At 40.6% G+C, this 13,735-nt stretch carries 16 protein-coding genes; all 16 read right to left on the reverse strand.

Annotated features, from left to right (window positions below):
* Positions 1 to 22: 22 nt before the first annotated feature.
* Complete coding sequence (gene rpmC / locus Q1A47_RS01935) at positions 23 to 223, reverse strand: 50S ribosomal protein L29 (RefSeq protein ID WP_026680241.1); 201 nt, start codon at positions 221 to 223, stop codon at positions 23 to 25.
* On the reverse strand, positions 213 to 647 hold the full coding sequence (gene rplP, locus Q1A47_RS01940; RefSeq protein WP_026680240.1) for a 50S ribosomal protein L16: 435 nt from the start codon (positions 645 to 647) through the stop codon (positions 213 to 215). Before rplP ends, rpmC begins: the two co-directional genes overlap by 11 nt.
* An 18-nt stretch (positions 648 to 665) precedes the next feature.
* Positions 666 to 1,307, reverse strand: a complete 642-nt coding sequence (rpsC, locus tag Q1A47_RS01945) for a 30S ribosomal protein S3 (RefSeq protein ID WP_026680239.1) — start codon at positions 1,305 to 1,307, stop codon at positions 666 to 668.
* A 3-nt stretch (positions 1,308 to 1,310) separates the two neighbouring features.
* Positions 1,311 to 1,652 (reverse strand): 50S ribosomal protein L22, encoded by a 342-nt coding sequence (gene rplV, locus Q1A47_RS01950; RefSeq protein ID WP_026680238.1) that lies wholly within the window; start codon positions 1,650 to 1,652, stop codon positions 1,311 to 1,313.
* A gap of 18 nt (positions 1,653 to 1,670) precedes the next feature.
* A complete protein-coding gene (rpsS, locus tag Q1A47_RS01955) occupies positions 1,671 to 1,949 on the reverse strand; it encodes a 30S ribosomal protein S19 (RefSeq protein ID WP_026680237.1) in 279 nt (92 codons plus the stop codon).
* Positions 1,950 to 2,006: 57 nt separating this feature from the next.
* The gene (rplB, locus tag Q1A47_RS01960; RefSeq protein ID WP_026680236.1) at positions 2,007 to 2,837 is read right to left on the reverse strand and encodes a 50S ribosomal protein L2; all 831 of its coding nucleotides are present in this window, start codon (positions 2,835 to 2,837) and stop codon (positions 2,007 to 2,009) included.
* 31 nt (positions 2,838 to 2,868) lie between these two features.
* A complete protein-coding gene (gene rplW, locus Q1A47_RS01965) occupies positions 2,869 to 3,156 on the reverse strand; it encodes a 50S ribosomal protein L23 (RefSeq protein ID WP_026680235.1) in 288 nt (95 codons plus the stop codon).
* Positions 3,156 to 3,779 (reverse strand): 50S ribosomal protein L4, encoded by a 624-nt coding sequence (gene rplD, locus Q1A47_RS01970; protein WP_026680234.1) that lies wholly within the window; start codon positions 3,777 to 3,779, stop codon positions 3,156 to 3,158. Before rplD ends, rplW begins: the two co-directional genes overlap by 1 nt.
* Positions 3,780 to 3,805: 26 nt before the next feature.
* Entirely contained in the window at positions 3,806 to 4,435 is a 630-nt protein-coding gene (gene rplC / locus Q1A47_RS01975; RefSeq protein WP_026680233.1) for a 50S ribosomal protein L3, read from the reverse strand.
* A 28-nt stretch (positions 4,436 to 4,463) separates the two neighbouring features.
* Entirely contained in the window at positions 4,464 to 4,772 is a 309-nt protein-coding gene (gene rpsJ / locus Q1A47_RS01980) for a 30S ribosomal protein S10 (RefSeq protein WP_021292712.1), read from the reverse strand.
* A gap of 405 nt (positions 4,773 to 5,177) precedes the next feature.
* Positions 5,178 to 6,368, reverse strand: coding sequence for an elongation factor Tu (gene tuf, locus Q1A47_RS01985; protein ID WP_026680232.1), 1,191 nt, complete (start codon positions 6,366 to 6,368; stop codon positions 5,178 to 5,180).
* Positions 6,369 to 6,493: 125 nt separating this feature from the next.
* Positions 6,494 to 8,572, reverse strand: coding sequence for an elongation factor G (gene fusA / locus Q1A47_RS01990; protein ID WP_026680231.1), 2,079 nt, complete (start codon positions 8,570 to 8,572; stop codon positions 6,494 to 6,496).
* 36 nt (positions 8,573 to 8,608) lie between these two features.
* Positions 8,609 to 9,079, reverse strand: coding sequence for a 30S ribosomal protein S7 (gene rpsG / locus Q1A47_RS01995; protein WP_026680230.1), 471 nt, complete (start codon positions 9,077 to 9,079; stop codon positions 8,609 to 8,611).
* A gap of 44 nt (positions 9,080 to 9,123) precedes the next feature.
* Positions 9,124 to 9,537, reverse strand: coding sequence for a 30S ribosomal protein S12 (gene rpsL, locus Q1A47_RS02000; RefSeq protein ID WP_026680229.1), 414 nt, complete (start codon positions 9,535 to 9,537; stop codon positions 9,124 to 9,126).
* 129 nt (positions 9,538 to 9,666) lie between these two features.
* Positions 9,667 to 9,921 carry a 50S ribosomal protein L7ae-like protein gene (locus Q1A47_RS02005; RefSeq protein WP_026680228.1) on the reverse strand — a complete coding sequence of 85 codons (255 nt, stop codon included), beginning with the start codon at positions 9,919 to 9,921 and terminating at the stop codon, positions 9,667 to 9,669.
* Between the two features lie 190 nt (positions 9,922 to 10,111).
* The gene (gene rpoC / locus Q1A47_RS02010; RefSeq protein WP_026680227.1) at positions 10,112 to 13,720 is read right to left on the reverse strand and encodes a DNA-directed RNA polymerase subunit beta'; all 3,609 of its coding nucleotides are present in this window, start codon (positions 13,718 to 13,720) and stop codon (positions 10,112 to 10,114) included.
* Positions 13,721 to 13,735 lie beyond the last annotated feature (15 nt).

The raw sequence follows: 13,735 nt of genomic DNA on the forward strand, positions 1-13,735 counted from the left end.
GGCTAACCTCCTCTTCAATTTTCTAGTTATTTACGCTTAATTCACGTTGACGTACTACAGTTTTCATACGTGCAATTGACTTTCTAACTTCACGAATGCGTGCAGTGTTTTCCAATTGGCCTGTTGCAAGTTGGAAGCGTAAATTAAATAGTTCTTCTTTTAACGATTTAACTTTTTGTTCAATTTCGGCAGTGGTTAGTTCTCTAATTTCATTAGCCTTCATTGCTTTCACCACCAATTTCTTCACGTTTTACAAACTTAGTTTTGATCGGAAGTTTATGAGAAGCAAGACGCAACGCTTCGCGAGCAACCTCTTCTGATACACCTGCGATTTCAAACATAATTTTCCCTGGCTTAACTACTGCTACCCATCCTTCAGGAGCACCTTTACCGGAACCCATTCGAACCTCTAGGGGTTTTGCAGTGTATGGTTTGTCTGGGAAGATTTTAATCCAAACCTTACCGCCACGTTTCATGTAACGAGTCATTGCAATACGAGCAGCCTCGATTTGACGGCTAGTAATCCATGAAGCTTCTGTTGCTTGCAGACCAAATTCACCGAAAGCTACTGTTGTGCCGCCTTTAGCTTGGCCTCTCATTTTACCACGATGTTGTCTACGATATTTCACACGTTTAGGCATTAACATAATGCATTGCCCCCTTCCTTATTTTTCTGATTTAGTTGGAAGGACTTCTCCACGGTAAATCCACACTTTTACACCTAATTTACCATAGGTTGTATCAGCTTCTGCTGTACCATAGTCTATATCAGCACGTAAAGTGTGTAGTGGTACTGTTCCTTCACTATAATGTTCCGCACGAGCGATATCTGCTCCGCCAAGACGTCCAGATACTTGTGTTTTAATCCCTTTTGCTCCAGCGCGCATTGCACGTTGAATGGTTTGTTTTTGAGCACGACGGAATGAAATACGGTTTTCTAATTGACGAGCAATATTTTCAGCAACTAATGTTGCATCGATATCGACTTTTTTGATTTCTACGATATTGATATGAACTCGTTTGCCTGTAAGGCTGTTCAATGATTTACGTAGTGCTTCTACTTCTGATCCGCCTTTACCAATTACCATACCTGGTTTACCAGTATGAATCGTAATGTTCACGCGGTTTGCTGCACGTTCTATTTCGATCGAAGAAACAGCAGCAATTTTTAAGCGGTTTTCAAGATATTCTCTAATTTTAATATCTTCGTGTAGTAAGTCTGCATAGTCCTTGCCTGCGTACCATTTAGACTCCCAGTCTTTAATAATACCGACGCGAAGACCTGTTGGATTTACTTTTTGACCCACTGACTATCCCTCCTTCTTTTCTGTTACCACAACTGTGATGTGGCTTGTGCGCTTGTTAATTCTGCTTGCACGTCCTTGTGCACGTGGACGGAAACGTTTCAATGTAGCACCTTCGTTTACGAATGCTTCCGAAACTACTAGATTGTCTGTATCCATTTCGTAGTTATGCTCTGCATTAGCGATCGCAGAGTTTAAAACTTTTTCTACGACTGGAGAAGCACCGCGCTGTGTATGGCGTAAAATCGCAATTGCTTCACCAACATTTTTTCCTCGAATAAGATCAACGACTAAACGTACTTTACGAGGAGCAATACGAACCGATTTCGCAACGGCTTTAGCTTGCATGTTGTGTGCCTCCTCTCATTAGCGTTTTGTTTTCTTATCATCGCCGGCATGCCCTTTGTAAGTGCGTGTTGGCGCGAATTCTCCTAATTTGTGTCCGACCATGTCTTCTGTAATATATACTGGAACATGTTTACGTCCGTCATAAACAGCAATCGTATGTCCGACAAAAGTAGGGAATATAGTAGAGCGACGAGACCAAGTCTTTACTACTTGTTTTTTATCGCCTTCATTTAAAACTTCAATCTTTTTCATCAGATGGTCATCTGCAAAAGGTCCTTTTTTCAAACTGCGACCCATGGATAAACCTCCTTTCGCACTTGAGAGACGGGTAATTTTTCCCGCCACAGTTTTCGTTTATTTTTTACGCTTACGAACGATATATTTATCAGACGGCTTGTTGCGTTTACGTGTTTTATATCCAAGGGTTGGTTTACCCCAAGGTGACATTGGTGATTTACGTCCGATTGGCGCACGTCCTTCACCACCACCGTGTGGGTGATCATTCGGGTTCATAACAGATCCACGTACAGTTGGGCGCTTGCCTAACCAACGAGAACGTCCTGCTTTACCAACACGAACAAGCTCATGTTCGATGTTACCAACTTGACCTACAGTAGCACGACAAGTAGATAATACTAAACGAACTTCTCCTGATGCTAAACGAACCAATGTGTACTTCTCTTCACGTCCAAGGATTTGAGCTTCAGCACCAGCTGAACGAGCAAGCTGTCCGCCGCGTCCTGGCTTTAATTCAACATTGTGAATGATCGTACCAACTGGAATATTTGCTAGTGGTAGAGCATTTCCTAATTTAATATCAGCACCTTCGCCAGATTCAATTTCCTGACCTACTTTGATTCCTTTTGGTGCTAGAATATAACGTTTTTCACCATCAGCATAATGAATTAATGCAATATTAGCTGAACGGTTCGGATCATATTCAACAGTAGCAACGCGTCCTGGTATACCATCTTTATCACGTTTGAAATCGATGATACGGTATTGACGCTTATGGCCGCCACCTTGATGACGAACAGTTAATTTCCCTTGATTATTACGACCACCACGTTTGTAAAGCGGGCTTAAAAGGGATTTTTCTGGCGTATCTGTGGTGATTTCTGCAAAATCAGATACGGACATATTACGTCTACCATTTGACGTCGGTTTGAACTTTTTAATCGCCATCTTGTTTTCCCTCCTTCACAAAATTCTTTTGTTATGCTTCAAAGAAGTCTAGTTCTTTACTATCTTCTGAAAGCTGTACGATAGCTTTTTTGCGGTCTGAACGATACCCACCGTAACGTCCCATTCGCTTGAATTTACCTTTTAAGTTCATTGTGTTTACTTTTTCTACTTTCACTCCAAAAACTAGTTCAACAGCGTTTTTAATTTCTGTTTTGTTAGCTTTAGGGCTTACTTCAAACGTGTATTTCTTTTCTGCCATTAAATCAGCTGAGTTCTCAGTGATGACAGGGCGCTTAATAATATCACGTGGATCTTTCATTATGCAAGCACCTCCCCTGCTTTTTCAGCTGCATCCTTCGTTAGGATCAGCTTGTCATGTCCAAGCAAGTCTAGAATATTTAGCTCTTCTACAGTTAGAACATTAACAGATTGCAAGTTGTTTGCTGAGCGGATAACTGACTCATCTTTTTCAGAAACTACAATCAATGCTTTTGTATCAACATTCAATGCATCTAGCATCTTAACTATTTCTTTCGTTTTTGGAGTATCCATTACGATACTTTCCAAAACTACAAGGTTATCTTCGTTTACCTTTGAAGATAGTGCAGATTTTAGCGCTAGACGACGGACTTTCTTTGGTAATTTGTAGCTGTAACTGCGCGGTGTTGGTCCGAATACAGTTCCACCGCCAACCCATTGTGGAGAACGAATAGAACCTTGACGTGCACGACCAGTTCCTTTTTGACGCCATGGTTTACGACCACCACCACGTACTTCAGAACGGTTTTTTACCGCATGCGTACCTTGACGTAAAGACGCACGTTGCATTACTACTGCTTCATGTAAAACATGTGTGTTTGGTTCAATGCCGAATACAGAATCATTTAATTCCATATCACCAGCTTTTGTACCGTCTTGTTTTAATAGTGCTACTTTAGGCATGACATATCCTCCCTTCGTGTGTATGATTAGTTAGCCTTAATTGCACTCGTGATTTTTACGAATGATTTTTTTGCACCTGGAACATTACCTTTGACTAAAAGTAGATTGCGTTCTTCATCTACATTGACAATTTCTAGGTTTTGAATCGTTACTTGATCGCCACCCATACGCCCTGGAAGTGGTCTTCCTTTAAATACACGCATTGGGTCAACAGCACCTAGAGAACCCGGGCTTCTGTGGTAATGAGATCCATGGGACATTGGGCCACGTTGTTGGTTGTGACGCTTAATGGAACCTTGGAATCCTTTCCCTTTTGTTGTACCAGTTACATCGATTTTATCTCCAGCTTCAAAAACATTAACGCTGATTTCTTGACCTACTTCATATTCATCAAGATTTGCGTTACGGATTTCACGAACGTAGCGCTTAGGGGTTGTGTTTGCTTTTTCAGCATGACCTTTTTCCGCTTTGTTAGTACGTGATTCCTTCGCATCAGCAAAACCGAGTTGTAGCGCTTCGTAACCATCATTCTCTAACGTTCTTTTTTGCAATACCACATTTGGCTCAGCTTGAATAACTGTAACAGGGATTAACTCTCCAGTTTCAGAAAATAGCTGAGTCATGCCGATTTTACGACCTAAGATTCCTTTCGTCATCCGTTACACCTCCTATTTAAAACAAAAATTATAGTTTGATTTCGATATCTACACCAGATGGTAAGTCAAGACGCATTAGTGAATCAACTGTTTGTGGTGTAGGATTAACAATGTCGATTAGACGCTTATGTGTACGCATTTCGAATTGTTCACGTGAATCCTTATATTTATGAACCGCACGTAGTACAGTGTAAACTGATTTTTCTGTAGGTAGCGGAATTGGACCAGACACATTTGCACCTGAACGCTTCGCAGTATCTACAATTTTCTCAGCTGATTGATCTAGAATACGGTGATCATAAGCTTTTAAACGGATTCTGATTTTTTCTTTTGCCATTATTTTCCCTCCTTTTTCGCCCATATTTGTATAGACATACTCCACGGAAATTTCTTAACAACCAGCCATGGCAAAGGGGCCGGGTGTGCCAACAACCTTCCGTTTCATCGCCTCTGATGACCAACATTATTATTATATAGAAAAAAACTGGTCAATGCAACCCTTTATACATAAATTCTAGGGAATTGCACATCTATGTATTATACGTGTTCTAGCTAGTGATTTCAAGGGATTATACTAAAATAAAACTGGAAAATCGCAGAAATTCTAGCTATTACAGTTTAAAATATTATAAGATTCATCTATTTCATTATTATTAGATTTACTATTTAACGGTTCATCATATAAAAAAACAAAGCACAGATAGCGTCGTCACGCCAGCTGTGCTTTATATTATAGCATTAATTATTTTTCAATTGAAGTTACAACACCAGATCCAACAGTACGTCCGCCTTCACGGATAGAGAAGCGAGTACCATCTTCAATAGCGATTGGTGAAATAAGCTCAACACTCATTTCGATGTTATCTCCAGGCATAACCATTTCAGTACCCTCTGGAAGTGTAATAACACCTGTTACGTCAGTAGTACGGAAATAGAATTGTGGACGATAGTTTGCGAAGAATGGCGTATGACGTCCACCTTCTTCTTTAGATAGAACATAAACTTCTGATTTAAATTTAGTGTGTGGAGTAATAGAGCCTGGTTTAGCAAGCACCTGTCCACGATTGATTTCTTCACGAGCAACACCACGCAGAAGTGCACCAATGTTGTCTCCAGCTTCAGCATAGTCAAGAAGCTTACGGAACATTTCCACACCAGTTACAGTAGTTTTCTCAGCTTTTTCGTTTAGACCGATGATTTCAACCTCATCACCAACACGTACTTCACCACGTTCAACACGACCAGTGGCAACTGTACCGCGTCCAGTGATAGAGAATACGTCCTCAACAGGCATCATGAATGGTTTGTCTTTGTCACGATCTGGAGTTGGGATATACTCGTCAACAGCATTCATTAGTTCAACGATTTTTTCTTCGTATTCTGCATCTCCTTCAATTGCTTTAAGAGCAGAACCTTTGATTACTGGTACATCATCACCAGGGAAATCGTATTCTGTTAATAGATCACGAACTTCCATTTCTACAAGTTCTAGTAATTCTTCATCGTCTACCATATCTGTTTTGTTAAGGAATACAACGATTGAAGGTACTCCAACGTTTTTAGAAAGTAAGATATGCTCACGAGTTTGTGGCATTGGACCATCTGCAGCAGATACTACTAGGATAGCTCCGTCCATTTGAGCAGCACCAGTGATCATGTTTTTAACATAGTCAGCGTGACCTGGGCAGTCAACGTGTGCGTAGTGACGAGTATCTGTTTCATATTCTACGTGGGAAGTTGCAATTGTGATTCCACGTTCTTTTTCTTCTGGTGCGTTATCGATTTGGTCATAAGCCATTTCCGTACCTTTACCAGATTTTTTATGCATTACAATTGTAATTGCAGCAGTTAATGTAGTTTTACCATGGTCAACGTGTCCAATTGTACCAACGTTTACGTGACTTTTAGAGCGATCGAACTTTTCTTTAGCCATTTATAGTTCCTCCTTTAAATAAGTAAAAGTGTTTTTTGTAATTTTATGATGTGCAAAGAAACAATGATAGACATCATTTCTTTGCCTTCAATACAAGTTATACTTTAGATTTATCAAAAAATCAATTATTCACCAGCATTTTTCTTAATAATTTCTTCAGAAATACTCTTCGGTACTTCTTCATAATGGTCAAAATGCATAGTGAATGTTCCGCGTCCTTGTGTGTTCGAACGTAACGCAGTTGCGTAACCGAACATTTCAGATAGAGGCACAAATCCTCTCACAACTTGAAGAGGTCCACGTGCTTCCATTCCTTCCACACGACCACGACGAGAGGTAACATCTCCCATAATATCTCCCATGTATTCTTCTGGGATAACAATTTCAACCTTAGCAATTGGCTCTAGTAAAACAGGGTTACATTTGTTCTTAGCTGCTTTCAAAGCCATGGATGCCGCAATCTTAAATGCCATTTCGTTAGAGTCAACGTCATGGTAGCTTCCATCATATAATGTAGCTTTTATATCAATTAGTGGGTAACCAGCTAATACACCATTTTCCATTGATTCTTCAATTCCAGCTTCAACAGAAGGGATGTATTCACGTGGTACAACACCACCAACAATTTTGTTTTCAAATTCGAATCCAGCGCCTTCTTCGTTTGGTTCGAATTTAACCCATACGTGACCATATTGACCGCGTCCACCAGACTGACGTACGAATTTACCTTCGACTTCAGCAGATGCACGGAACGTTTCACGGTAAGCAACTTGAGGGGCACCAACATTTGCTTCTACTTTAAACTCACGCTTTAATCGGTCAACAATGATATCTAGGTGAAGCTCACCCATACCTGAAATAATTGTTTGGCCGGTTTCTTCGTTTGTTTCCGTTTTAAACGTTGGATCCTCTTCAGCAAGCTTAGCTAAAGCAATACCCATTTTATCTTGGTCTGCTTTTGTCTTCGGTTCAATAGCTACGCCAATTACTGGTGTTGGGAAGTCCATTGACTCAAGAATAACTAAATCCTTTTCATCACATAGAGTGTCACCAGTAGTTGTGTCTTTCAAACCAACAGCTGCTGCGATCTCACCAGAGTATACGCGAGAAATCTCTTCACGGGAATTTGCGTGCATTTGCAGGATACGTCCTACACGTTCACGCTTATCCTTTACAGAGTTTTTCACATAGGAACCTGAATCTAATGTTCCAGAATATACGCGGAAGAAAGTAAGCTTACCAACATAAGGGTCTGTCATTACTTTAAATGCTAAAGCAGAGAACGGTGCATTATCATCAGAAGGACGAGTTACCTTCTCTTCTGTTCGAGGAACGATACCCTCAATTGCAGCAACGTCTGTTGGAGCAGGTAGATAATCAAGTACACCATCAAGCATTAACTGAACACCTTTGTTTTTGAAAGCTGAACCAGCATATACTGGGTAAAATTCTACATTCAATGTAGCTTGACGAATTGCTGCTTTCAGTTCATCGTTAGAGATTTCTTCTCCTTCTAGATACTTCATCATCAATTCTTCATCAAGCTCAGATACAGCTTCGATCAAGCTGCCGCGTAGCTCTTCTGCTTTTTCTTTATACTCATCAGGAATGTCACGAGCCTCAGCACGAGTTCCCAAATCATCCTCATAAAAGAATGCTTCCATCGTGATTAGGTCAATGATTCCTTCAAAGTTATCTTCAGCACCGATTGGTAACTGAACAGGATGTGCATTTGCACCTAAACGCTCTTTTAGCGTACCTGTTGAGTAAAGGAAATCTGCACCAATTTTATCCATTTTATTAATGAATACGATTCTTGGTACACCATAGGTTGTTGCTTGACGCCATACTGTTTCAGTTTGTGGCTCAACACCAGATTGAGCATCAAGTACTGTTACTGCTCCGTCAAGCACGCGTAGGGAACGTTCAACCTCTACAGTGAAGTCTACGTGACCCGGCGTATCAATAATATTGATACGATGTTCTTTCCATGCAGCAGTTGTTGCAGCGGAAGTAATTGTAATTCCACGCTCTTGCTCCTGCTCCATCCAGTCCATTTGCGAAGCACCTTCGTGTGTTTCACCAATTTTATGAATACGTCCTGTATAGAAAAGAATACGCTCAGTAGTAGTGGTCTTACCTGCATCAATGTGTGCCATAATACCAATATTACGCGTCTTTTCCAAGGAGAACTCTCTAGCCATGTATTCTTCTCCTTCCTAGCTTGGGTTTGTTTTATCTTACCAGCGATAGTGAGCGAATGCTTTGTTCGCTTCTGCCATTTTGTGCATTTCTTCGCGTTTTTTAACGGAAGCACCTGTATTATTAGAAGCATCTAAGATTTCATTTGCTAGTCGTTCTTCCATTGTTTTCTCTCCGCGTAGACGAGAGTAGTTTACAATATAACGAAGTCCTAATGCTTGACGACGTTCTGGGCGTACTTCCATCGGTACTTGGTAGTTTGAACCACCAACACGACGAGCACGTACTTCTAGCACCGGCATTACATTCTTCATTGCCTGTTCAAAAACTTCCATTGCATTTTGTCCGCTTCTTTCAGAAACTAATTCAAATGCATTGTAAAGAATTTTTTGCGCTTTACCTCTTTTTCCGTCAATCATGATCTGGTTGATTAAACGAGTCACTAGTTTGGATTTATAAAGTGGATCTGGCAAGACATCGCGTTTAGGTACTGGTCCTTTACGTGGCATATGTCCTTCCTCCTTTCTTCTATTTGAATGAGTTAATCAGTTACTTATTGCTTCGGTTTTTTGGTACCGTATTTAGAACGACCTTGTTGACGTCCTTCAACACCCGCAGTGTCTAGCGCACCACGAACAATGTGATAGCGAACACCAGGTAAGTCTTTAACACGACCTCCACGTAGAAGTACAACACTGTGCTCCTGAAGGTTGTGACCAATTCCAGGGATATATGCAGTTACTTCCATATTGTTAGATAGACGTACACGAGCATATTTACGAAGTGCTGAGTTCGGCTTCTTAGGTGTTAGTGTACCAACACGAGTACATACCCCACGTTTTTGTGGTGAGTTTTGGTCCGTTAGTTTCTTCTTAAAACTATTGTACCCTTTGTTAAGTGCTGGAGAGTCAGACTTCTTTGGTTTGCTTACGCGTCCTTTGCGTACAAGCTGGTTAATAGTAGGCATTGTATTTTCCTCCCTTCATAATCTATATCATCTGTTTAGCTAATGTTTTGCGCGGGGTTTGTAATCCCACACATCCAGGTGGTTCATCTTTTGGCAAAAAACAAAGCTTCAACGAAAGATTCGCTAAAACTATTCATGCTTTACTGCTGCGGTTGATGCACCTACCTCTATGCCACATGCAACCCCAAGTTTTTTCTTGGAATCTACATACTGACAAGGGATGCCAAGCTCCTTAGCCAAACTTACGACTTTTTGTGTCATATGTTGATCAGCATCATCAGCAATAAACACTTCACTTATTTCACCATTTTTCATGGCTTTAAGTGTCTGCTTTGTTCCGATAATTATTCGTGATTGAACTTGCATTACTTTTTCATAAGACATTTCATATCCTCCAAAGTAACAAGTATAATCGGAAGCACCTTGAATATTCTATCACTCACATTTTTTAATGTCAATATCAAATAGATATTTTTGCACTTCCGATTTAAGATCACTTGTCCTATTGAATACTGTATAAGCTTGGCTTTCACATCAAAACAACAGTTCAGTTAAAATGTGAAAGCCTGTTTATTTATTGTACAGTTTCTGTTTCTTCTACTTCTTCCACTTCAATTGGCTCATCTAAGCCAGGCTTTACTCTTCGGTAGCGTTGCATTCCTGTACCAGCAGGAACAAGCTTACCGATAATGACATTCTCTTTCAGACCCAATAACTCATCACGCTTACCTTTGATTGCTGCATCTGTAAGTACCCTAGTGGTTTCTTGGAAAGATGCTGCAGATAAGAACGAATCTGTTTCAAGAGAGGCTTTTGTAATACCAAGTAATACAGGTTTACCAATAGCTGGCTGGTAGCCCTCTTTAAGCACTGTATGGTTGGCGTCTCTGAACTGATGGATTTCTAATAAAGAACCTGGTAACACATCGGTGTCTCCGGAATCCACCACTCGGATTTTGCGAAGCATTTGACGTACCATAACTTCCACGTGCTTGTCACCGATTTCTACCCCTTGCATTCGGTATACTCGTTGAACTTCACGTAGCAAGTAATCTTGTACGCCTTCCACTCCTCGAATGCGCAATAAATCTTTCGGATCAATAGAACCCTCTGTAAGCTCTTGACCAGCGGCAATTTCGTCCCCAACCGTTACCTTCATTCGAGCATTATAAGGAACAGCGTAGGAACGTTGTTCTACATCACCTTGAATAACGATCTCTTGCTTATCTTTCACTTCTTTAACTTCTAGAACGGTTCCGAATATCTCACTGATGACCGCTTGCCCTTTCGGATTACGCGCTTCAAATAATTCTTGAATACGTGGTAAACCTTGTGTAATATCGTCTCCGGCAACCCCACCCGTATGGAATGTACGCATCGTTAACTGGGTTCCTGGCTCACCAATAGACTGGGCAGCAATAATTCCAACAGCTTCTCCGACTTCTACATCGGCACCTGTTGCTAGGTTACGTCCATAACATTTTTGACAGACACCATGTTTCGTGTTACATGTAAACGCACTGCGAATCGTTACTTCTTCGATTCCAGCTTCCGTTATTTGTTTTGCTTGATCCTCTGAAATTAAATGATCAGCTTCAACAATTACTTCGTTGGTTTCAGGATGTTTTACTGAATAGAAAGCTGTACGTCCGATTAATCGATCAATTAATGGCTCGATCATTTCGGTTCCATCTGTTAAAGCAGCTACTTTTAAGCCGCGATCTGTACCACAGTCTGCCTCACGTACAATAACATCCTGCGCCACATCCACAAGACGACGAGTTAGGTAACCAGAGTCAGCTGTTTTCAGCGCTGTATCCGCTAGACCTTTACGTGCACCGTGTGTAGAAATAAAGTATTCTAGAACGGTTAAGCCTTCACGGAAGCTTGACTTGATCGGTAATTCAATAATCTTACCAGCTGGGTTGGCCATTAGTCCACGCATACCCGCCAGCTGCGTAAAGTTAGAAGCATTACCCCTTGCACCAGAATCACTCATCATAAAGATAGGGTTTCTGTTACTTAGTGAGTGCATCAGCTTATCCTGAATGGTGTCTTTTGCTTGTGACCAAACGGCAATGACGCGATCATATCTTTCATCTTCCGTAATAAGACCTCTGCGGAATTGTTTCAAGACATTATCAACTTTTTTCTGTGCCTCATCTAAGATTTCCTCTTTTTCTGGAAGTACAACAATATCTGAAATACCAACTGTCATACCAGCTTTCGTTGAATAACTAAAACCAAGATCCTTCATTCGATCTAACATCTTTGAAGTTTCACTAATCTTAAACCGTTTAAAGACTTCTGCGATAATATCGCCAAGGAAGCCTTTCTTAAATGGCTTAATGATATCTCGAGATTGAATTACTTCCTTTACATTAGTTCCACGTTCTACAAAGTACATTTCTGGGGTGCGATCCTCTAGATTCACCTTTGTAGGTTCATTAATATACGGGAACGAATCAGGTAAAATTTCATTAAAGATTAATTTACCAACGGTTGTAATTAATAACTGTGACTTCTGTTCTTCAGAGAATGTTACGTTATTTAAATTGGATGCGTGTACCGCAACTCTTGTATGCAAATGTACATACCCGTTTTGGTAAGATAATAAAGCTTCATTCAGATCATTAAATATCGTACCTTCTCCGACTGCATTTTCACGTTCCAGCGTAAGATAATAGTTTCCTAATACCATATCTTGTGATGGTGTAACTACCGGTTTTCCATCTTTAGGGTTTAAAATATTTTGCGCTGCAAGCATCAAAATACGAGCCTCTGCTTGCGCTTCAGCAGATAATGGTACGTGAACAGCCATTTGGTCCCCATCAAAGTCGGCGTTATAAGCTGTACATACTAATGGATGTAATCGGATCGCACGACCTTCAACCAGTGTTGGTTCAAATGCTTGAATACCTAATCTGTGGAGCGTAGGTGCACGGTTTAGAAGTACAGGGTGTTCCTTGATTACTTCTTCTAAGACATCCCAAACTTCAGGGTGTACACGCTCAATTTTGCGTTTTGCAGATTTAATATTATGCGCAATTCCTTTTGCTACAAGCTCTTTCATAATAAATGGCTTGAACAATTCCAATGCCATTTCTTTCGGAAGTCCACATTGATACATTTTCAAATGTGGTCCAACAACGATTACAGAACGTCCGGAATAGTCCACACGTTTTCCTAATAGATTTTGACGGAAACGACCTTGCTTCCCTTTCAACATATGAGAAAGAGATTTTAGTGGTCTGTTACCTGGTCCTGTAACAGGACGACCGCGTCGACCATTATCGATCAATGCATCAACTGCTTCCTGCAACATGCGCTTTTCATTTTGCACAATGATACTTGGAGCGCCAAGATCCAGCAAGCGTTTAAGACGATTGTTTCGATTAATAACGCGTCGATAAAGATCGTTTAAATCTGATGTCGCAAAACGTCCACCATCTAACTGAACCATCGGGCGAATTTCCGGTGGAATGACTGGTAAAACATCTAAAATCATCCAAGATGCTTCATTGCCAGAATGACGGAAAGACTCTAGTACCTCTAATCGTTTAATAGCACGAGTTCTACGTTGTCCCTGTGCTGTCTTAAGCTCTTCTTTTAACGCATCTACTTCTTTCTCTAAATCAATATCCTGCAATAATTTACGGATTGCTTCGGCGCCCATCTGAGCTTTGAATGACTTTCCGTATTTATCGTAATAAGCCCGGTATTCTTTCTCAGACAGTAATTGTTTCTTTTCTAAAGGTGTATTACCTGTTTCTGTCACAATATATGCAGCAAAGTAAATAACTTCTTCTAACGCACGTGGTGACATATCTAAAACAAGACCCATTCTACTTGGAATTCCTTTAAAATACCAAATATGGGATACAGGTGCTGCGAGTTCGATGTGACCCATGCGCTCACGACGAACCTTAGCTTTTGTAACTTCTACTCCACAGCGGTCACAAACTACGCCCTTATAGCGAACACGTTTATACTTTCCGCAATGACATTCCCAATCTTTTTGTGGCCCGAAAATACGTTCACAAAACAATCCATCTTTTTCAGGCTTTAGTGTACGGTAATTAATCGTTTCCGGCTTCTTCACTTCACCATATGACCATGAACGAATTTTTTCTGGTGAAGCTAAACCAATTTTCATATACTCAAAATTATTTACATCTAGCAAGGGGCCAACCTCCCT

Origin of the sequence: uncultured Virgibacillus sp., from assembly GCF_947495635.1 — a bacterium.
Taxonomy (GTDB): Bacteria; Bacillota; Bacilli; order Bacillales; family Amphibacillaceae; genus Virgibacillus; species Virgibacillus salarius.

What these genes read in the sequence shown, in the direction of transcription:
- fusA (WP_026680231.1), bottom strand. Translation starts at nt 8,572, where the DNA reads ATGGCTAGAGAGTTCTCCTTGGAAAAGACGCGTAATATTGGTATTATG.
- rplC (WP_026680233.1), bottom strand. Translation starts at nt 4,435, where the DNA reads ATGACGAAAGGAATCTTAGGTCGTAAAATCGGCATGACTCAGCTATTT.
- rplB (WP_026680236.1), bottom strand. Translation starts at nt 2,837, where the DNA reads ATGGCGATTAAAAAGTTCAAACCGACGTCAAATGGTAGACGTAATATG.
- rplD (WP_026680234.1), bottom strand. Translation starts at nt 3,779, where the DNA reads ATGCCTAAAGTAGCACTATTAAAACAAGACGGTACAAAAGCTGGTGAT.
- rpsJ (WP_021292712.1), bottom strand. Translation starts at nt 4,772, where the DNA reads ATGGCAAAAGAAAAAATCAGAATCCGTTTAAAAGCTTATGATCACCGT.
- rplP (WP_026680240.1), bottom strand. Translation starts at nt 647, where the DNA reads ATGTTAATGCCTAAACGTGTGAAATATCGTAGACAACATCGTGGTAAA.
- rplV (WP_026680238.1), bottom strand. Translation starts at nt 1,652, where the DNA reads ATGCAAGCTAAAGCCGTTGCGAAATCGGTTCGTATTGCTCCTCGTAAA.
- rpmC (WP_026680241.1), bottom strand. Translation starts at nt 223, where the DNA reads ATGAAGGCTAATGAAATTAGAGAACTAACCACTGCCGAAATTGAACAA.
- Q1A47_RS02005 (WP_026680228.1), bottom strand. Translation starts at nt 9,921, where the DNA reads ATGTCTTATGAAAAAGTAATGCAAGTTCAATCACGAATAATTATCGGA.
- rpsG (WP_026680230.1), bottom strand. Translation starts at nt 9,079, where the DNA reads ATGCCACGTAAAGGACCAGTACCTAAACGCGATGTCTTGCCAGATCCA.
- rplW (WP_026680235.1), bottom strand. Translation starts at nt 3,156, where the DNA reads ATGAAAGATCCACGTGATATTATTAAGCGCCCTGTCATCACTGAGAAC.
- rpsS (WP_026680237.1), bottom strand. Translation starts at nt 1,949, where the DNA reads ATGGGTCGCAGTTTGAAAAAAGGACCTTTTGCAGATGACCATCTGATG.
- rpsL (WP_026680229.1), bottom strand. Translation starts at nt 9,537, where the DNA reads ATGCCTACTATTAACCAGCTTGTACGCAAAGGACGCGTAAGCAAACCA.
- tuf (WP_026680232.1), bottom strand. Translation starts at nt 6,368, where the DNA reads ATGGCTAAAGAAAAGTTCGATCGCTCTAAAAGTCACGTAAACGTTGGT.